General features: G+C 68.5%; 18 protein-coding genes and 1 pseudogene. 15 read left to right on the top strand and 4 right to left on the bottom strand.

Features of this window, described 5'->3' with window-relative positions; all coding sequences use genetic code 11:
- Positions 1-71: 71 nt before the first annotated feature.
- From U1F38_RS09170 to U1F38_RS09125, 10 genes and pseudogenes are all read left to right on the top strand, one after another.
- Positions 72-1,127: a peptidase U32 family protein gene (locus tag U1F38_RS09170; RefSeq protein ID WP_409986745.1), complete on the top strand. Its 1,056-nt coding sequence runs from the start codon at positions 72-74 to the stop codon at positions 1,125-1,127.
- A gap of 142 nt (positions 1,128-1,269) precedes the next feature.
- Positions 1,270-2,169 carry a U32 family peptidase gene (locus U1F38_RS09165; RefSeq protein WP_409986744.1) on the top strand — a complete coding sequence of 300 codons (900 nt, stop codon included), beginning with the start codon at positions 1,270-1,272 and terminating at the stop codon, positions 2,167-2,169.
- 19 nt (positions 2,170-2,188) lie between these two features.
- Positions 2,189-2,692 (top strand): SCP2 domain-containing protein, encoded by a 504-nt coding sequence (locus U1F38_RS09160; protein WP_409986743.1) that lies wholly within the window; start codon positions 2,189-2,191, stop codon positions 2,690-2,692.
- Entirely contained in the window at positions 2,689-3,276 is a 588-nt protein-coding gene (locus tag U1F38_RS09155; RefSeq protein WP_409986742.1) for a UbiX family flavin prenyltransferase, read from the top strand. Before U1F38_RS09160 ends, U1F38_RS09155 begins: the two co-directional genes overlap by 4 nt.
- A gap of 101 nt (positions 3,277-3,377) precedes the next feature.
- Positions 3,378-3,800: a CBS domain-containing protein gene (locus U1F38_RS09150; RefSeq protein WP_409986741.1), complete on the top strand. Its 423-nt coding sequence runs from the start codon at positions 3,378-3,380 to the stop codon at positions 3,798-3,800.
- 66 nt (positions 3,801-3,866) lie between these two features.
- Positions 3,867-5,350: pseudogene (gene ubiD, locus U1F38_RS09145) on the top strand (4-hydroxy-3-polyprenylbenzoate decarboxylase).
- Positions 5,351-5,456: 106 nt separating this feature from the next.
- Positions 5,457-5,777, top strand: coding sequence for an ArsR/SmtB family transcription factor (locus U1F38_RS09140; protein WP_409986740.1), 321 nt, complete (start codon positions 5,457-5,459; stop codon positions 5,775-5,777).
- 4 nt (positions 5,778-5,781) lie between these two features.
- Positions 5,782-6,267: an arsenate reductase ArsC gene (locus U1F38_RS09135; RefSeq protein ID WP_409986739.1), complete on the top strand. Its 486-nt coding sequence runs from the start codon at positions 5,782-5,784 to the stop codon at positions 6,265-6,267.
- A 6-nt stretch (positions 6,268-6,273) separates the two neighbouring features.
- On the top strand, positions 6,274-7,371 hold the full coding sequence (arsB, locus tag U1F38_RS09130; protein WP_409986738.1) for an ACR3 family arsenite efflux transporter: 1,098 nt from the start codon (positions 6,274-6,276) through the stop codon (positions 7,369-7,371).
- Positions 7,368-8,225: an arsenite methyltransferase gene (locus U1F38_RS09125; RefSeq protein ID WP_409986737.1), complete on the top strand. Its 858-nt coding sequence runs from the start codon at positions 7,368-7,370 to the stop codon at positions 8,223-8,225. The genes arsB and U1F38_RS09125 overlap by 4 nt, the downstream gene beginning before the upstream one ends.
- A 1-nt stretch (position 8,226) precedes the next feature.
- Here the strand turns inward: U1F38_RS09125 and U1F38_RS09120 are convergent, their stop codons facing one another.
- Positions 8,227-9,291 carry a quinone-dependent dihydroorotate dehydrogenase gene (locus U1F38_RS09120; protein ID WP_409986736.1) on the bottom strand — a complete coding sequence of 355 codons (1,065 nt, stop codon included), beginning with the start codon at positions 9,289-9,291 and terminating at the stop codon, positions 8,227-8,229.
- 43 nt (positions 9,292-9,334) lie between these two features.
- Here U1F38_RS09120 and rpiA point away from each other — a divergent pair, with 43 nt between their 5' ends.
- Positions 9,335-10,024 (top strand): ribose-5-phosphate isomerase RpiA, encoded by a 690-nt coding sequence (gene rpiA, locus U1F38_RS09115; protein WP_409986735.1) that lies wholly within the window; start codon positions 9,335-9,337, stop codon positions 10,022-10,024.
- On the opposite strand, the gene U1F38_RS09110 is transcribed toward rpiA, so the two are convergent.
- Entirely contained in the window at positions 10,002-10,409 is a 408-nt protein-coding gene (locus U1F38_RS09110; RefSeq protein ID WP_409986734.1) for an MAPEG family protein, read from the bottom strand. The genes rpiA and U1F38_RS09110 overlap by 23 nt on opposite strands.
- A 188-nt stretch (positions 10,410-10,597) precedes the next feature.
- Between U1F38_RS09110 and U1F38_RS09105 the strand changes: the two genes are divergently transcribed.
- Positions 10,598-11,719 (top strand): hypothetical protein, encoded by a 1,122-nt coding sequence (locus U1F38_RS09105; protein WP_409986733.1) that lies wholly within the window; start codon positions 10,598-10,600, stop codon positions 11,717-11,719.
- A gap of 36 nt (positions 11,720-11,755) precedes the next feature.
- Here U1F38_RS09105 and U1F38_RS09100 read toward each other — a convergent pair whose 3' ends face one another.
- Positions 11,756-12,526: a zinc-ribbon domain-containing protein gene (locus U1F38_RS09100; protein ID WP_409986732.1), complete on the bottom strand. Its 771-nt coding sequence runs from the start codon at positions 12,524-12,526 to the stop codon at positions 11,756-11,758.
- Positions 12,527-12,666: 140 nt separating this feature from the next.
- Between U1F38_RS09100 and U1F38_RS09095 the strand changes: the two genes are divergently transcribed.
- Positions 12,667-13,938: an NRAMP family divalent metal transporter gene (locus U1F38_RS09095; RefSeq protein WP_409986731.1), complete on the top strand. Its 1,272-nt coding sequence runs from the start codon at positions 12,667-12,669 to the stop codon at positions 13,936-13,938.
- On the opposite strand, the gene yegQ is transcribed toward U1F38_RS09095, so the two are convergent.
- Positions 13,935-15,308, bottom strand: coding sequence for a tRNA 5-hydroxyuridine modification protein YegQ (yegQ, locus tag U1F38_RS09090; RefSeq protein ID WP_409986730.1), 1,374 nt, complete (start codon positions 15,306-15,308; stop codon positions 13,935-13,937). The genes U1F38_RS09095 and yegQ overlap by 4 nt on opposite strands.
- 81 nt (positions 15,309-15,389) lie before the next feature.
- On the opposite strand from yegQ, the gene U1F38_RS09085 reads away from it, so the two are divergent.
- Complete coding sequence (locus U1F38_RS09085) at positions 15,390-16,025, top strand: DUF3617 domain-containing protein (RefSeq protein ID WP_409986729.1); 636 nt, start codon at positions 15,390-15,392, stop codon at positions 16,023-16,025.
- A 185-nt stretch (positions 16,026-16,210) separates the two neighbouring features.
- Positions 16,211-19,078 carry an aconitate hydratase gene (locus U1F38_RS09080; protein WP_409986728.1) on the top strand — a complete coding sequence of 956 codons (2,868 nt, stop codon included), beginning with the start codon at positions 16,211-16,213 and terminating at the stop codon, positions 19,076-19,078.
- Positions 19,079-19,344 lie beyond the last annotated feature (266 nt).

The raw sequence follows: 19,344 nt of genomic DNA, 5'->3' as shown, positions 1-19,344 counted from the left end.
TCATGGTCTTTGCAAGCTGCCTATGGTGGGCGGGCTTTTGCGGCGCCCCACGCATCGCCGCCGCCCGACCCATGAATGCCACCTTGACCACCACCGCCAGCCCCCCTGTTGCCGCCCCGCGCGTCGCCCCCGAGCTGGTCTGCCCCGCCGGCAGCCTGCCGGCCCTGAAAACTGCCGTTGACCACGGCGCCGACTGCGTCTACCTGGGCCTGCGCGACGCGACCAACGCGCGCAACTTTGCCGGCCTGAACTTCGACGAGACCGCCATCCAGACCGGCATTGCCTACGCCCACCAGCGCCGCCGCAAGGTGCTGATGGCGCTCAATACCTATCCGCAGGCGAGCAACCCCGCGCCCTGGCGCTCGGCGCTGGATCGCGCTGCCGCCTGGGGCATAGACGCGGTGATCCTGGCCGACCCGGGCCTGATGCGCTACGCCTGCGACAGGCACCCCGCGCTGCGCCTGCACCTGTCGGTACAAGGCTCGGCCACGAATGCCGACGCCATCAACCTGTACCAGCAACAGTTCAACATCCAGCGCGCGGTGCTGCCGCGCGTGCTGTCGCTGGAGCAGGTCAAGCAGGTCACCCAGCGCACCGGCGTCGAGATCGAGGTGTTTGGCTTTGGCAGCCTGTGCGTGATGGTGGAGGGGCGCTGCGCGCTGTCGTCCTACGCCACGGGCGAATCACCCAACACCCATGGCGTGTGCTCGCCCCCGAAGTTCGTGCGCTGGCAGGAGACGCCCCGGGGCCTGGAATCGCGCCTGAACGGTGTGCTCATCGACCGCTACGCCCAGGGCGAGAACGCCGGCTACCCGACGCTGTGCAAGGGCCGCTTCGACGTGGGTGACGAGAGCAACTACTACGCGCTGGAAGAGCCTACCAGCCTCAACACCCTGGAACTCTTGCCCCAGCTGGTGAAGATGGGCGTGCGCGCCTTCAAGATCGAGGGCCGCCAGCGCAGCCCCGCCTACGTGGCCCAGGTCACCCAGGTCTGGCGCGAGGCCATCGACCATTGCATGGCGCAGGGCCATCTGTACGCCCCCAAGACCGCCTGGATGGCCAGCCTGGACCAGGTGGCCGAGGGGCAGCAGCACACGCTGGGGGCTTATCACCGACCCTGGAAATGACGCGGCAAACGTCTCCCTCCCCCTCTGGGGGAGGGTGGGGGTGGGGGCCAGCGGCGCTCGATTCAGCGCCGTGCCTGATCGAGCGCGCCCCCATCCCCACCTTCCCCCAAAGGGGGAAGGAGTGAAATCCGAAAGCACAGACATGAAACTTTCCCTCGGCCCCCTTCAGTACTACTGGCACCGCGACACGGTTTTTGAGTTCTACCAACAAGTCGCCGAGTCGCCGGTGGACATCGTCTATCTGGGCGAGGTGGTGTGCTCGCGCCGCCACGAACTCCAGCAGAGCGACTGGCTGGACATCGCCCGCATGCTGCGTGATGCGGGAAAGGAACCCGTGATGTCCACCATGGTGCTGCTCGAATCCACCAGCGACGTGGCCGACATGCACAAGATCGTGCGCGATGAAGAATTCTTGATCGAGGCCAATGACATGGGCGCGGTGCACAAGCTGGCGGGCAAGCGGCCCTTCGTAGCCGGGCCGCAGCTCAACCTCTTCAATGCCGATTCCCTGGCCTGGATGGCCGGCCTGGGCGCCAGCCGCTGGGTCATGCCGCTGGAGATGAAGCACAGCGACCTGGCCGTGTTGCTGCAGACCCGGCCCGCAGGACTGGAGACCGAGGTCTTCGCCTACGGCCGCATGCCGCTGGCCTTCTCGGCGCGCTGCTTTACCGCACGCCACTACAACCTGCCCAAGGACGACTGCGGCTTCCGCTGCATCGAGCACCCCGACGGACAGCTCTTGCAGACGCGCGAGAAGGAGTCCTTCCTGGTCATCAACGGCATCCAGACGCAGTCGGCCAAGGTGCACAACCTGCTGCTGGACTTGCCATCGCTGCGCGCCGCCGGCGTGGACATCCTGCGCATCTCGCCACAGTCGCAGCACACCGACAAGATCATTGCCGCGTTCGACGCCGCGCGCCGCGCCGCGCAGCCCAACCCGGCCGCGCTGCAAGCCATGCGCCCCTTCATGCCCGAGGCCTCCTGCAACGGCTACTGGCATGGCCGCCCCGGGCTGGATCTGATCGAACCTGCCCTGGCCTGAAAAACTGAGAGGCACCCCCATGACCACCACCCCCCCCCCCCCCCTCACCCTGCCCGCCCCCGTGGGCGCGCTGCTCTCGCGCCTGCCGGCCTACCCGGGCTCCATGCTGCTGGTCACGGCCATCAACTTCGCCCTGGCCAAACAGCTGCCGCAGGACGTGAAAGACATCCTGCGCGCCCAGCGTCTGGCGATCCGCGTGCGCGATGCGCGCGTGGCGTTCGACTTCTCATGGAACGGCCAGCGCTTCGTGCCCTGCAAACCGCAGGCCGAAACCGATCTGGCCATCAGCGCCAACGCCCAGGACTTCCTGCTGCTGGCGCAGCGGCGGCAAGACCCGGACACGCTGTTCTTCAACCGCCGCCTGGTGATGGAGGGCGACACCGAGCTCGGCCTGGTGGTCAAAAACGCGCTGGACGCGCTGGAGCTGCCCGTGCTCGACCCGCGCGAGTGGACGCCGCGCGCGGTGCTGGGGCGGCTGGCGCCCGGCCTGGCGGGCGGTGCCCGCGAAGCGGTGCGCCGATGAGCAGCGCGCCGCGCCGCATCATCGTCGGCATCTCGGGCGCCAGCGGCGCGGTCTATGGCGCCCGGCTGCTGCAGGCGCTGCGCGAGATGGAGGGCGTCCAATCGCATCTGGTCGTGTCCGATGCCGGCTGGCGCAATCTGCGCCACGAGCTGGACATGGAGCGCGCCGACGTGCAGGCCCTGGCCGACGTGGTGCACGACCTGACCAACGTGGGTGCCAGCATCGCCAGCGGCTCGTTTGCCGCGCATGGCATGGTGGTGGCGCCCTGCTCGATGCGCACGCTGGCGGCCATTGCCCATGGCCTGGCCGACAACCTGCTGACCCGGGCCGCCGACGTGACCCTGAAGGAGCGCCGTCCCCTGGTGCTGCTGGCACGCGAAACCCCGTTGCATCTGGGCCACCTGCGCAACATGGTGGCGGCCACCGAAATGGGCGCCATCGTCTGCCCACCCGTGCCCGCCTTCTACAGGCGCCCGCGAACGGTCGAAGACATCATCGAACACAGCGTGTCCCGGGCACTCGATGCGCTCGGCATCGAGCAAGACATTGACACGCGCTGGCCCGGACTGCCACCCGATGCTTGAAATCCCGCCACGGGCCGCCAGCTACCATGGGACAAAGCCCATGTACCATGGCCTTTGCGCCATCGTTATTGATCACCACGCATGATTTGAGGAGGTTCGCCATGCTGTCCATCAGTGTTCCCGTCGAAAAGTACATCACGCCCGACCCGGTGGTCGCCACCGAAGCCATGGGCATCGACGAACTGCAGCGACTGATGACCAAGCACAACATCCGCCACCTGCCCGTGGTGCGCGAGCACAAGGTGGTCGGCATCATCACCGACCGCGACGTGCGCCTGGTGTCGGGCCTGAGCGCTGCCGAAAAATACCAGGTGCAGGCGCGCGACCTGATGGCGCTCGACCCGCTCATGTTCAGCGTCGGCACACCGCTGGAAGATGTTGCGCAGGCCATGGCCGAGCGCAAGATTGGCAGCGTCATCGTCAACGACCCCGACGGCGCGCTGCTGGGCATATTCACCGCCACCGATGCCCTGAAAGCCCTGATCGAAATGATCCACAAGGCACCGCGCACGCTGACACCCTGAAACGCGGCACACGTCCCCACCGCTCCGCCTTCTGAACACGGCTTCCACCCCACTGCCCCAGCCCGCATGCCCGACCGCGATCTGCGCGACTTTCTGGCCCGGCTGGAGGCCGCGGGTGAATTGCGCCGCATCACCGAACCCGTCTCGCCGCAGCTGGAGATGACGGCGCTCTCAGACCGCGTGCTGCGCGCGGGCGGCCCCGCGCTGCTGTTCGAAAATCCGGCCGGCCACGCCATGCCGGTGCTGACCAACCTGTTCGGCACGCCGGGCCGCGTGGCGCGCGCACTGGGCGTGGCGGGCCTGGCCGAGATGCGCGCCTTTGGCGAGGTGCTGGCGCAGCTCAAGGAGCCCGCGCCGCCCAGCGGTGTGAAGGACCTGTGGGGCCGGCGCGAACTGGTCAAGACGCTGTGGAGCATGGCGCCGGCCACCGTGCGCCGCCCGCCCTGCCAGCAGATCGTCTGGGAGGGCGCCGACGTGGACCTGGGCCGGCTGCCCATCCAGCACTGCTGGCCCGGCGACGTCGCGCCGCTGCTCACCTGGGGCCTGACCATCACGCGCGGCCCGCACAAGACGCGGCAGAACCTGGGCATCTACCGCCAGCAGCTGCTGTCGAAGAACGAACTCATCATGCGCTGGCTGGCGCACCGCGGCGGCGCGCTCGATTTTGCCGAGCATTGCCGCCAGAACCCCGGCGTGCCGTATCCGGTGGCCGTGGCCATCGGCGCTGACCCCGCCACCATCCTGGGCGCCGTCACGCCCGTGCCCGATACGCTGTCCGAATACCAGTTCGCCGGCCTGCTGCGCGGCGCGCGCACCGAAGTGGCGCCTGCCATCGGCGTGCCGCTGCAGGTGCCCGCGCACACCGAGATCGTGCTGGAAGGCCACATCCACCCCGACGCCGACCACCCCAGCGGCTGGCAACATGCGCTGGAAGGCCCCTACGGCGACCACACCGGCTACTACAACGAGCGCGCCGAGTTCCCCGTGCTCACCGTCGAGCGCATCACGCTGCGCGAGGACGCGATCTACCACAGCACCTACACCGGCAAGCCGCCGGACGAGCCGGCCATGCTGGGCCTGGCGCTCAACGAGCTGTTCGTGCCGCTCTTGCAGCGTGCCTTTCCCGAGATCGTCGATTTCTACCTGCCGCCCGAGGCCTGCAGCTACCGCATGGCGGTGGTCAGCATCAAGAAGGCCTACGCCGGACACGCGCGGCGCGTGATGATGGGCGTGTGGAGCCATCTGCGCCAGTTTCTGTACACCAAGTTCATCGTGGTGGTCGATGACGACGTGGACGCGCGCGATTTGAAGGAAGTCATCTGGGCCATGACCACGCGCATGGACCCGGTGCGCGACACCCTGCTGATCGAGAACACCCCCATCGACTACCTCGACTTTGCTTCCCCGTCAGCGGCCTGGGCGGCAAGATGGGGCTGGACGCGACCAACAAATGGCCCGGCGAGACCCGGCGCGAATGGGGGCGCCCGATGGCCATGGACGCCCAGGTGAGCCAGCGCATGAACCAGCTGGCCGACCAGTTGGGCCTTTGATTCCCGACGCCGGCCCCACCCCGATGGGTGCGACGCACTCGCACACACTTGCCAAGCATGGTGGTAGGGGCGTACACTTGCTTATCATTTCCATAATTATCGAATAATGGAAGAACAAACCGTACTCAAGGCCCTGGCCGCCCTGTCGCAGGCGCACCGGCTGCGCGTGTTCCGCACCCTGGTAGTCGCCGGCCAGACCGGCCTCACGCCGGGGCAGATCGCCGAGGCGCAGCAGATTCCCGCGGCCACGCTGTCGTTTCACCTCAAGGAGCTGGTGCAGGCCGGCCTGCTGACGCAAGAGCGCCAGGGCCGCAGCCTGATCTACCGTGCCGACTTTGCGCAGATGAACGCGCTGCTGGCCTTTCTGACCGAGAACTGCTGCCAGGGCGATGCCTGCGCCGCCACCCCATCCGCACCCTGCTGCTGACCCTATGACCACCCACGTTCTCATCCTGTGCACGCACAACTCGGCGCGCAGCGTGCTGGCCGAGGCCATGCTCCAGCACCTGGCCGCCACGCAAGGGCTGGACGTGCGCGCGCACAGCGCCGGCAGCGCGCCCAGCGGGCGCGTCCACCCGCTGGCGCTGGAGGTGCTGGCCGCGGCTGGCGTGGCCACGCAGGGCCTGCGCAGCAAGAGCTGGGACGAATTCAGCGCCGCCGATGCGCCGCGCATGGACATCGTCATCACCGTCTGCGACGGCGCGGCCGAGGAGGCCTGCCCGCTGTGGCCCGGCAGCCCGGTGCGGCTGCACTGGGGCTACGCCGACCCGTCCAGCGCGCCGGGCGGCGACGCCGGCCAACGCGCCGCCTTCGAGCACACGCGCCAGGCCATCGCCGCGCGTCTGCAGCACCTGCTGGCGCTGCCACTGGCCACGCAGGGCGCCGCCGCCCTGCACACCGAACTCTCCCGCCTCTGACCCGTCATGAGCCAACTCACCCGCAAACTCTCGTTTCTCGACCGTTACCTCACGCTGTGGATCTTCGCCGCCATGGCACTGGGCCTGGCGATTGGCTGGCTGATGCCGGACATCGAGGCCGTCATCGGCCGCTACCAGGTCGGCAGCACCAATATCCCCATCGCCATCGGCCTGGTGCTGATGATGTACCCGCCGTTTGCCAAGGTGCGCTACGAAGATCTGCCCGCCGTGTGGCGCGACACGCGGGTGCTGTGGCTGTCGCTGCTGCAAAACTGGGTCATAGGCCCGGTGCTGATGTTCGTGCTGGCCATCGTCTTTCTGCCCGACCAGCCCGAGTACATGGCCGGGCTGATCCTCATCGGGCTGGCGCGCTGCATCGCCATGGTCATCGTCTGGAACGACCTGGCGCGAGGCTCCACCGAGTACGCCGCCGCCCTGGTGGCCTTCAACGCCTTCTTCCAGGTGCTGTTCTACAGCGTCTATGCTTGGCTGTTTTTGACGGTGCTGCCGCCGCTGTTCGGCCTCAACGGCTCGACCATAGCCATCTCCATGGGCCAGATCGCCGAAAGCGTGTTCATCTACCTGGGCATTCCGTGCATCGCCGGGCTGCTCACGCGCAGGGTGCTGCTGCGCTTTGTCAGCAAGGACTGGTACCACGGCCGCTTCGTGCCGCGCATCGCGCCGCTCACGCTGGTGGCGCTGCTGCTGACCATCGTCGTGCTGTTCAGCCTCAAGGCGCGCACGGCGCTGGCCCTGCCGCTCGATGTGCTGCGCATCGCGCTGCCGCTGCTCATCTATTTCGTGCTGATGTTCGTCCTCTCGTTCGCCATGGGCCGGCGCGCCGGCGCCGACTACCCGCGCTGCGTGACGCTGTCGTTCACCGCCGCGTCCAACAACTTCGAGCTGGCCATCGCCGTGGCGGTGGCCGTCTATGGCATTCACTCCGGCGCGGCGTTTGCCGCCGTCATCGGCCCGCTGGTCGAGGTGCCGGTGATGATCGCGCTGGTGGTCCTGGCGCTGCGTTGGCAGCGGCGCTGGTTTGCCGGCGAGAAAGCAGGGCCGTTGGTGGCCCAGACATGTACCCCAATAGGAGAGCAACGATGACACAAACCCAGGACATCCAGCAGATCGTCAAGGAAAAATACGGCGAGGCAGCGCGCCGCGTCACCCAGGGCGCGGCGGCCTCCTGTTGCCGCGGCGCCGTGGCCGCGCCCACCAGCTCCTGCTGCGCCACTGGGCCGCTGGCCGGCACCGACCCGATCACGCGCGACCTGTACGACGCGGTGCAGACCGGCGGCCTGCCCGAGGCCGCCGTGCTGGCATCGCTGGGCTGCGGCAACCCGACGGCGCTGGCCGAGCTGCACGCCGGTGAGGTGGTGCTGGACCTGGGCTCGGGCGGCGGCATTGACGTGCTGCTATCAGCCAAGCGCGTCGGCCCCACGGGCAAAGCCTACGGCCTGGACATGACCGACGAGATGCTGGCACTGGCGCGCGAGAACCAGCGCCAGGCGGGCGCCACCAACGTGGAATTTCTCAAGGGCGAGATCGAGCACATCCCGCTGCCCGACGCCTCGGTGGACGTGATCATCTCCAACTGCGTCATCAACCTCTCGGCCGACAAGGATCGCGTGCTGGCCGAGGCGTTTCGCGTGCTCAAGCCCGGCGGGCGCTTTGCCGTGTCCGACGTGGTGACGCGCGGCGCCATCCGCCCCGAGATACGCGCCAGCGCCATGGCCTGGGTGGGCTGCGTGGCCGGGGCGCTGGACGAGGACGACTACCGCCACAAGCTGGCCGCCGCCGGCTTTGTCGACATCGGCGTGGAGCCCACGCGCATCTACACGGCACAGGACGCACGCGAATTCCTGAACGCCAACGGGCTCGATACCTCGGTGGTTTCCGACGAGATGGATGGCAAGTTTTTCAGCGCCTTTGTGCGCGCGACTAAGCCGCAGGCTTGACTCAGGTGCGCGCGCGCAGCGCCCGCGCCACCTCATCCACCAGCGCCGGTCCCTTGTAGATGAGCCCGGTGTAGATCTGCACCGCATCGGCGCCGGCTTCGATCTTGGCCACCGCATCCGCGCCGCTCAGGATGCCGCCCACGCCGATGATGGGAAAGCCCTTGCCCAGGGCGGCGCGCAACTGGCCGATGACGCGGTTGCTGGCTTCGCGCACCGGCGCGCCCGACAAGCCGCCGGCTTCATCCGCATGCCGAAGGCCTTGCACCGCATCGCGCGACAAGGTGGTGTTGGTGGCGATCACGCCTTCGATGGCGTGCTTTTGCAAGGCGTCGGCAATGGCCTGCACCTGCGACTCATCCAGGTCGGGCGCGATCTTGAGGAACAGGGGCACGCGCCGGCCGTGCTCGTCGGCCAGCTCGGCCTGGCGTGACTTCAGGGCCGCGAGCAGGGCATCCAGCGCGGCGTCGCCTTGCAGATCGCGCAGGTTCTTGGTGTTGGGGCTGGAGATGTTGACGGTCACGTAGTCGGCGTGCGGGTACACGCCCGCCAGGCAGGCCAGGTAGTCATCGGTGGCGCGCTCGATCGGCGTGGCGGCGTTCTTGCCGATGTTCAGGCCAAGAATCATGCGCTGGCGCCCGCCAGCCGTGCGCAAGCTGCTATGAAATCGGGACTTCTTGACGTGGGCGACGAAGGCCTGCAGACCCTCGTTGTTGAAGCCCATGCGGTTGATCAGCGCGTTGGCAGCGGGCAGGCGGAACATGCGCGGCTTGGGGTTGCCCGGCTGCGCCAGCGGGGTGACGGTGCCGACTTCGACAAAGCCGAAGCCCATGGCGCCCAGGCCGTCGATGGCGCGGGCGTTCTTGTCCAGCCCGGCGGCCAGGCCCACGCGGTTGGGAAAAGCCAGGCCCGCCAGGGTGATGGGGTCGTCGATGCGCGGGTTGCACCAGGCCCATTCCAATGGCGTGCCGGCGCCGCGCGCCAGCATCTCGATGGTGTGCTCGTGCGCGGCCTCGGGGTCGAGGCTGAACAGGAAGGGGCGCGCGAGGCCGTAGGGAACGAGTGCCATCGGATAATTCTTGCTGGATGAATCAAACCGGAAATTGTCGCAAATGACGCAGGACGAACTCAAAGCCATGGTCGGGCGCGCGGCGCTCGCGTATGTCGAGCCCGGGCAGATCGTGGGCGTGGGCACGGGCTCCACGGTCAACCACTTCATCGACGCGCTGGCCGGCATCAAGGACCGCATTCCGGGCGCGGTGTCCTCGTCCGAGGCGTCCACCGCGCGCCTGCTGGAGCACGGCATCGCCGTGTTCCACTGCAATGCGGTGGGCGAGCTGGCGGTTTACATCGACGGCGCCGACGAGATCGATGGTGCGGGCTGCATGATCAAGGGCGGCGGCGCGGCGCTCACGCGCGAGAAGATCGTGGCGGCGCAGGCACGGCGCTTCGTCTGCATCGCCGACGCCAGCAAGCGGGTGGAGGTGCTGGGGCGCTTTCCGCTGCCGGTGGAGGTGGTGCCCATGGCCGCGCAGCGCATCGTGCGGCAGTTCGCGGCGCAGGGGGGTCAGGCCACGCTGCGCCTGAAAGACGGCGCGCCGCTGGTGACCGACAACGGCCAGCACATTTTGGACGTGCGTGGCTTGCAGATTGGCGATCCGCTGGCCTTCGAAAGCGCGGTCAATCAATGGCCCGGCGTGGTCACCGTGGGGGTGTTCGCGCACCAGCGGGCCAGCGTCTGCCTGCTGGGCACGGCCGACGGCGTGCAGACCCTGCGCTTTACGCCCCGAGCAGGCGAATGACCCAGTAGACGCCGATCAAGGTCTGTACCGCGAGGGCCGTGAAGCGCAGGCTGACGGCGCGCGCTGAGGTCGAGGTCAGATGGATGACGGACTGCACCCCGCGGGCCGCCAGCAGCACCAGCGCCAGCGGGTCGGTGACGGCCGAGCGGCCGGCCACCACGGCCAGCAGCAGCAGCCCGCCGAAGATCGGCAAGCCCTCCAGGCAATTGGCGTGGGCGCGCGCCAGCCGCTGCATGAAGGGCGACAGCCGCGAGTTGCCGGGGTCGAAGCCGTTGGCCGGCACGCGGCCCGTCACCACCAGGCGGGTGCGCAGCACCTCCATCAGCACCAACAACAACAGCGTCCAGGCGATGAAGCCCAGCAAGGCCAGCAGGGAGGGTGACATATGAGCGAGTCTCCTGGGGTGACGTGAGGCCGGTGGCCCGAAGACTAGCGCCAGGCTTGCGCGGCGGCAAGCGTAACGTTTTGTTGCCATTGGCACGCGCGCTTCATCGGTCGGAAACGGGACCGATCTACCGTCGGCCCTGGCACGACGACACGTGCCAGGCGAAAACAAGCAACTGGAGACTCATCATGCGAACGATTCACGAGGGATTCGACCCGCAACGGGCCGGGCGATCGGCGGCGTGCACGGCTGGCGCGTTGCTGCTGGCGCTGGGCCTGAGCGCCTGTGGCGGCGGCTCTGGCGACGCGCCCGCGCCAGCACCGGCACCGGCACCGGCACCCGCGCCAGCGCCGGCTCCGGCACCGGCACCGGCACCAGCACCAGCAGGCCCCGATCTGGCCGCCCGCGTCACCGCGGCATCGACCACGGCACAAAGCAGCAGCAACGCCTGCGCGCCGATCCAGCCGTTTTATTGGGAGGTGGGCGATCAAAACGGGCGCCTCGGCTCGGGCTCGGTGCCCAACAGCGCTGCGCCCACCTACACCGGCGCGACGGTGATGGCGATCGCCTCGGCCTCCAAGTGGCTGTATGGCGCCTACGTGGTGCAGCTGCGCCAGGGGCAGCTCACCGACAGCGACGTCAAGTTCCTGACCTTTCGCAGCGGCTACACCAACTTCTCGCGCTGTCTGCCAGGCCAGACGGTGGACGCCTGCGAGGCCTACCAGAACAACGGCGTGTATTCGGCCCGCACGGACGGCTATTTTTCGTACGGCGGCGGCCACATGGAAAAGCACGCCAGCGGGATCGGCCTGGGCGCGGCCGACAACGCCGGCCTGACCGCGGCGGTGCAAGGGCAACTGGGCAGCGACGTCGCGCTCATCTACACCCAGCCCCAGCTGGCCGGCGGCGTGGCCACCAGCGCCGACAACTACGCCGTGTTTCTGCGCAAGATCCTGTCGGGGCAGCTCTTGATGAAAGCGGCGCTGGGCACCCACGCGGTGTGCACCAACCCCGCCACCTGCGCGCAGGCGCTGAACACGCCGGTGCCGCCCAGCGAGAGCTACCACTACTCGATCGGCCACTGGGTGGAGGACGACCCGGTCAACGGCGACGGCGCCTTCAGCAGCGCCGGGGCGTTTGGCTTCTACCCCTGGATCGACGCCAGCAAGAGCTGGTACGGCATCGTGGCGCGCAAGGACGGCAGCCGCATCACCGACCAAGACAACCCCGACGCGGCGGGGCACGGCTTCGACTCGCTGCAGTGCGGCGGGCTGATCCGGGCCGCGTGGATGGACGGCGTGGCGCGCTGACGCCCGCGCCGCGCCGCTCGCAGCGTCCGCGCGGCGTCAACCGCCGCCGGTGCCCTGGCGCATGGCCTCTTGCTGCTCGCGCAGCTGGGCGCATTGCGGGTGCTTTTGCTGGCCGGGCTTGTTGCACTCGGTCTGCAGGCACAGGCCGCGCGCCAGAAACTGGGTGCCGGCGCACAGCTCGCGCGGGGCGGCAGGGCGCGCGGCGACCACCGGTGCGGGGGCGGGCGGTGGGGGCTCCGCCACCGGGGCGGGCGCCGCGACGGGCGTCGGGGCGGGGGCCGGCGGCGCCTTGGGCGGGGCGCGGCGCGCCGCAGGTTTGGCCGCGGACGCCGACACGTGGGCGGCTGTGACGGTGGCGCTGGCGTGCGGCGTGGGCGCGCTGGCCTGCGTGTGCAGTTGCTGCAAGGCCTCGGCGGCGCGCATCAGCGCGGCGGACTCGGGCGCCGACGTGGGCGCGGTCGCCGCCTGCGCCAGGGTGGTTGGCGGGTTGGCCGACGCCGGGGCCTGACGCGCGGCGGCGCTGGCCGATGCCGTCGTGGCGCCGGGCACCGCGGGCTGAGCGCCCCAGCGGCCGATGAGGATGCCCATGCCGATCAGCGCGCCGACCAGCACCACGCCCCACAGCAGCATCTGGCGCCGGCGCGCGGGCTGATCCTGCGCGACGGGGCGGCGCTTGCGCCGGCGCTTGCGCGGCTCGGCCGGGGGCTCGGTGGCGGCGCCCAGGGGCACCAGCTGGTGCGCGCACTTGAGGCAGAACTTGGCGGAATCGCGATTTTCCGCGCCGCATTGGGGGCAGATCAGAGACATGCAGGCAAGGGGGCGGCGAGGGGCAAATCCCGGTGTGTGGACGATGTGATTCAAAGTGTAAAGGTTTTGGGCTTGCGCGCTTGCGCCCGGCGGCAACGGCCGGCCGGATGCCGGCAAGTCGCGGATACTCGCGTCCCATCATGACCGCACCCCGGCCCGAACCCCTCGATCGCGTGCAGCGCGGCCTGCGCCAGCTCGGCCCGGGCCTCATCACGGGCGCGGCGGACGACGACCCCAGCGGCATCGCCACCTATTCGCAGGCGGGCGCGCAGTACGGCCTGAACATGCTGTGGACGGTGGTGCTGGCGCTGCCGCTGATGGTGGCCATCCAGATGGTGAGCGCGCGCATCGGTTACGTCACCGGCCGCGGCCTGTCGGAGAACATGCGCGCCGCCTACCCGCGCTGGGTGGTGCAGGTCTGCGTGGGCCTGCTGGTGATGGCCAACACGCTCAACCTGTCGGCCGACATCGCCGCCATGGGCGAGGCGCTGCGCCTGCTGGTGGGCGGATCGGCGCATATCTACGCCGTCACCTTCGGCCTGCTGTGCCTGGTGCTGCAGGTGTTTTTGCCCTACGAGCGCTATGTGCGCTGGCTCAAATGGCTCACGCTGTCGCTGTTTGCCTATGTGGCGGTGGTGCTCACCCTGAACATCGACTGGCTGGCCGTGGCGCGTGCGGTGGTGTGGCCGCAGCTCGCCTGGGGGCGCGAGGCGTTCTTGCTGATCGTGGCGGTGCTGGGCACCACCATCAGCCCCTACCTGTTCTTCTGGCAGGCCAGCCAGGAGGTGGAGGACAAGAAGCCGGGCGTGCACAGCGCCGAGGAGGTGCGCTTTCACCTCGCGCGCATCCGCACCGACACGGTGATCGGCATGGGATTTTCGGAGCTGGTGGCGTTCTGCATCATGCTGGGCACCGCCGCCACGCTGTACGCCGCCGGCGTGCGCGACGTGGAGACCGCCGCGCAGGCGGCCGAGGCGCTGCGGCCGGTGGCGGGGGACTTCGCCTTTCTGGTGTTCGGCCTGGGCATCATCGGCACTGGCATGCTGGCGGTGCCGGTGCTGGCGGGCTCGGCCGCCTATGCGGTGGCGGGCGCCGCGGGCTGGCACGGCAGCCTGTCGCAAACGCTGCGGCGCGGCGAAGGGCGGGGCTTTTACAGCGTCATTGCCGCGTCCACCGTGGGCGGCGTGATCCTGTGCTTTACCCCCACCACGGCGATCGAGGAGCTGTTCTGGTCGGCCGTCATCAACGGCGTGGTGGCCGTGCCCATCATGGCGGTGCTGATGCGCCTGGCCAGCCGCCCGGACGTGATGGGCGAGCACGTCATCAGCCGGCGCGTGCGCTGGCTGGGCTGGCTGGCCACGGTGTGCATGGCGCTGCCGGTGATCGGGCTGGCGCTGACCTGGAAGTCCTAGGAAGGTGGGGACTGAAGCCGCGCGATCAGGGCCTGGTCGGCCGGGCCGTCCACCGGAATCCACACGCGCAGCGGGTTGCCGGGCGCCACCTGGATCGCCTGGCCCTCGGCGTTTTTCATGGTCGTGAGCTGCACCGTGCGGTTGCCGGCGGGGTGAATGATCTCGATCCAGTCGCCCACGGCAAAGCGGTTCTTGGTCTCGACCTCGGCCCAGCCACCCGCCACCGCCTTGACCTCGCCGACGAACTGGCTGCGCGTGGCCACCGAGTGGCCGGTTTCGTAGTTCTGGTAGTCGTTGGCGGGGCGGCGCTCCAGAAAGCCGCTGGTATAGCCGCGGTTGGCCAGGCCTTCCAGCTCGGTGATCAGTTGCGGGTTGAAGGGCCGGCCCGCCACGGCGTCGTCGATGGCGCGGCGGTACGTCTGCGCCGTGCGCGCCACGTAGTACTGGCTCTTGGTGCGGCCCTCGATCTTGAGCGAGTCCACGCCGATCTGGGTCAGCTTCTCGACCAGCTCGACGGCACGCAGGTCCTTGCTGTTCATGATGTAGGTGCCGTGCTCGTCCTCCATGATGGGCATCAGCTGGCCGGGGCGGCCTTCTTCCTCGATCAGGTACACCTTGTTGGCGGCGGGGTGGCGCGGCGGCTGGAGCGTCCCTGCCTCGTCGGCGCGCTCCTGCTCGGCGCCAAAGGAAAAGCCCGCCAGCTGCTCGCCACGCGCCAGCGCCTCGCCGGTGTTGGGGTCCACGTCGGCATCCTGCGTCTTGTAGTTCCAGCGGCAGGCGTTGGTGCAGGTGCCCTGGTTGGGGTCGCGCCGGTTGAAGTAGCCGCTCAGCAGGCAGCGGCCGCTGTAGGCGATGCACAGCGCGCCGTGCACGAACACCTCCAGCTCCATGTCGGGGCATTCCTGGCGGATTTGCTCCACCTCGGCCAGGCTCAGCTCGCGCGAGAGGATGATGCGCGCCACGCCCACGCGCTGCCAGAACTTGACGGCCGCCCAGTTGGTGGTGTTGGCCTGCACGCTCAGGTGAATCGGGATGTGCGGCCAGCGCTCGCGCACCTGCATGATCAGGCCCGCGTCGGCCATGATGAGGGCGTCCGGTGCAAGGTCGATCACCGGCTGCAAGTCGCGCAGGTAGGTGCGCAGCTTGTCGTTGTGGGCGATCAGGTTGCTGGTGACGAAAAATTTCTTGCCGCGCGCGTGCGCCTCGTTGATGCCCTGCTGCAACTGCTCCAGGCGAAATTCGTTGTTGCGTGCGCGCAGGGAGTAGCGCGGCTGGCCGGCATACACCGCGTCGGCGCCAAAGTCATACGCGGCGCGCATCTTGTCCAGGCTGCCCGCGGGCAGCAGCAGTTCGGGGGCTCGTGTGCTCATGGTCACATATTGTCCGTGTTTGGCCGAATCGAACTTCGAGCTGATTACCATCACCCGGTCAATCGATTGAGGATGAACGAGATGAGACATGCGTTGATCGCGCTGTGCGCCCTTGGGGCACTCGGCACAACCGGGGTTGCCCAGGCGGCCGGCGGGCCCAAGGCGGGCTTGTGGGAAACCAGCAACACCCGCATGGAGTTGGACGGCAAGGACATGCTGCCCGACATGCGCCAGGCCGACGAGCAGCTGCGTGCTGCCGCGGCCAAGATGACGCCCGCGCAGCGCCAGCAGGCCGGTGCGGGATTGGCCAACCTCGGGACCGAGCCGATGTCGCGGCGCCTGTGCATCAGCGCGGAGACGGCTGCGCGCGATCAGCCGTTGATTCCGCGCCCTTCCGGCGCCGAGTGCGAAACGCCCAAGGTCGAGCAAAGCGGCAACCGCACGCGCTTCGAGATCGCCTGCAAGCTGCCCGGCGGCGGCACGATGACGGGCAAGGGTGAAACCGTGGCCGGCAACGACCTGGTCACCAGCAACCTGGACAGCGTGAGCACCGACGCCGCCGGCAAGCGCCGCACCATGTTGATCGAGACGCGGATGAAGTACATCGGCAAGGATTGCGGCGGCGTCAAGCCGATCGAGCAGCAGGCCCAAGCCCAGGCACCGGCGCGCGCGGCAAGCGCCGCAGCAGCGCCCCGCGCGCCCGCGCCGCGCAAGTGAGCCATGCGGGGCAAGGCCCCAGTTACTATTGTATTGATAGCTTCAAGCGCTTGTCATGCATGCGCAAATGGCTTATTTGTACCTAAAATTGTCGGACTTTGACCTTGCCGACGGCATGCGCAATCGGGGACTGCCAAAATGAACCGATCCCGCAGCTGCGGCCCAAGAACCCCGAGGAAGACGCCATGGCCAACCCCACGATCTCGCACGCATTCGCGTCCACGCGCAAGGCTTTCAAGACGGCCTCCGGCAAGTCAGGCGAGTTCTACTCGCTGCCCGCGTTGGCACGCGAGTTTCCCAACATCAAGCGCCTGCCGCATTCGATCCGCATCGTGCTCGAATCCGTGCTGCGCCACTGCGACGGCAAGAAGGTCACGCGCGAGCACGTGGAGCAACTGGCCAATTGGCGGCCCAACGCCGCGCGCACCGAAGAGATCCCCTTCACCGTGGCGCGCGTGCTGTTGCAGGACTTCACCGGCGTGCCGCTGCTGGTGGACTTGGCCGCCATGCGCGCGGCGGCGCAGCGCGTGGGCAAGGACCCGGCCAAGGTCGAGCCGCTGGTGCCGGTCGACCTGGTGGTGGACCACTCGGTGATGGTGGATGTCTACGGCGTCAAGAATGCGCTGCAGCAGAACATGAAGCTGGAGTTCGAGCGCAACCACGAGCGCTACCAGTTCATGAAGTGGGGCATGCAGGCCTTCGACACCTTCCGCGTGGTGCCGCCGGGCTTCGGCATCTGCCACCAGGTCAACCTGGAGTATTTGACCAAGGGCGTGCACAAGACCAAGGACGGCCTGTACTACCCCGACTCGCTGGTGGGCACCGACAGCCACACCACCATGATCAACGGCGTGGGCGTGGTGGGCTGGGGCGTGGGCGGCATCGAGGCCGAGGCGGCCATGCTGGGCCAGCCGATGTACTTTTTGACGCCCGACGTGGTGGGCTTTGAGCTGAAGGGCCGCCTGCGCGAGGGCTGCACGGCCACCGACCTGGTGCTGACGGTGACCGAAATCCTGCGCCAGCACAAGGTGGTGGGCAAGTTCGTCGAATACTTCGGCGAGGGTACGGCGTCCCTGTCCGTGCCCGACCGCGCCACCATCGGCAACATGTCGCCCGAGTACGGCGCCACCATGGGGCTGTTTCCGGTCGACGAGCGCACGCTGGAATACTTTGAAGGCACGGGCCGCACCAAGGCCGAGCGCGAGGTGTTCGAGGCCTATTTTCGCGCGCAAGGCCTGTTTGGCGCGGCGCGCGCCGGGGATGTGGATTATTCGCAGGTCATCACGCTGGACTTGGGCGATGTCACGCCCAGCATCGCCGGCCCGCGCCGCCCGCAGGACCGCATCGAGCTGGGCCGCGCGGCCGAGCGCTTTCAGGCGCTGTTCACCACGCCGATGGAGCAGGGCGGATTTGCCTGCCACGCCGACGCGCTGGACGAGCGCGTGACGCTGCATCCCAGCGACGCAGGGCAGGACGCGCAGGAGCTGGAGGCCGTCACCGCCGGCAGCGCGCGCAACCTGGCGGAGATGACCGCCAACAAGCCCACGGGCCAGGCCCATGGCACGCATGCGCGCGAGGGCGAATACACGGTCGGCAACGGCGACGTGCTGATTGCGGCCATCACCAGCTGCACCAACACCAGCAACCCCAGCGTGATGCTGGCCGCCGGCCTGCTGGCCAAGAAGGCGGTGGAGGCGGGCCTGAAGGTGCCGCACCACATCAAGACCTCGCTGGCGCCCGGCTCGCGCATCGTCACCGAATACCTGCGCGAAACCGGCCTGCTGCCTTACCTGGAGAAGCTGGGCTTTGACGTGGCGGCCTACGGCTGCACCACCTGCATCGGCAACGCGGGCGATCTGGCGCCCGAGATCAACGCCGCCATCAACGACCACAACCTGGTGTGCGCCTCGGTGCTGTCGGGCAACCGCAATTTCGAGGCGCGCATCCACCCCAACATCAAGGCCAACTTCCTGATGAGCCCGCCGCTGGTGGTGGCCTATGCCATTGCCGGCAGCGTGCGCGTCGACCTGATGACCCAGCCCGTGGGCCGGGGCAAGCGGGGCAGGGACGTGTACCTGGGCGACATCTGGCCCACCAGCGACGAGGTGCAAAAGCTGCTGAAGTACGCCATGAAGGGCAAGGCCTTCCGCGAAAACTACGCCAAGATCGCCACCGAACCGGGCAAGCTGTGGCAGGCCATCCCGGGCGTGACGGGGCAGGTCTACGACTGGCCCACCAGCACCTACATCGCCGAGCCGCCGTTCTTTGACGATTTCACGCGCAACAAGGGCAAGACCGACGCCGGCGCCCAGGGCGCGGGCGAGCGCTTTTCGGTGCGCGGCGCGCGCATCATGGCGCTGTTCGGCGACTCGGTCACGACCGACCACATCTCGCCGGCCGGAAGCATCAAGGAAAGCTCACCCGCCGGGCTTTGGTTGAAAGCGCACGGGGTGCAAAAGCAGGACTTCAACAGCTACGGCTCGCGCCGCGGCCAGCACGAGGTGATGATGCGCGGCACCTTTGCCAACGTGCGCATCAAGAACCTGATGATCCCGCCCAAGGCCGACGGCAGCCGCGAGGAGGGCGGCCTGACGCTGGCCCAGCCCTCGGGCCAGAAGAAGTTCATCTTCGACGCCGCCATGGACTACATGCAGGCCGGCACGCCCACCGTGGTCTTCGCGGGCGAGGAGTACGGCACCGGCTCCAGCCGCGACTGGGCGGCCAAGGGCACGCAGCTGCTGGGCATCAGGGCCGTGGTGGCGCGCAGCTTCGAGCGCATCCACCGCAGCAACCTGATCGGCATGGGCGTGCTGCCGCTGCAGTTCAAGCCCGGCCAGTCCTGGGACAGTCTGGGCCTGAAGGGTGACGAGGTGATCGACATCGAGCTGCCCCCCGGCCTCACGCCGCAGAGCGACGCGCAACTGGTCATCACGCGCGCCGACGGCTCGCGCCAGCAGGCGCCGCTCACGCTGCGCATCGACACCCCCATCGAGGTGGACTACTTCCGCGCCGGCGGCATTCTGCCCTACGTGCTGGAGCAGTTGCTGGCCTGATCCGAATGCGCGTCGCCGCGTGACGCTTTTGGCGATCGGGAGCTTGGCGCGGGCACGCGCGCCAGTTTTTCGTTGCCGCGCCCGCGGGCACGTGCACATACTTGCGTTCTCAATTTTTCGGCGAGGAGCGTGGTGATGCATCCGTGGCTTCGATTTTTTGCGCAGGCGGCTTCATGCGCCGTGCTGGCGCTGGCGGCCGGCGGCGCGGGCGCACGGACGGTGACCCTGGACACCGCCAGCTTCCCCGACCCGGCGGTGCTCGACGG

It is taken from the genome of Ottowia sp., assembly GCF_046348305.1.
Taxonomy (GTDB): Bacteria; Pseudomonadota; Gammaproteobacteria; order Burkholderiales; family Burkholderiaceae_C; genus Ottowia.
This window is presented reverse-complemented; position numbering and strand designations above follow the sequence as displayed.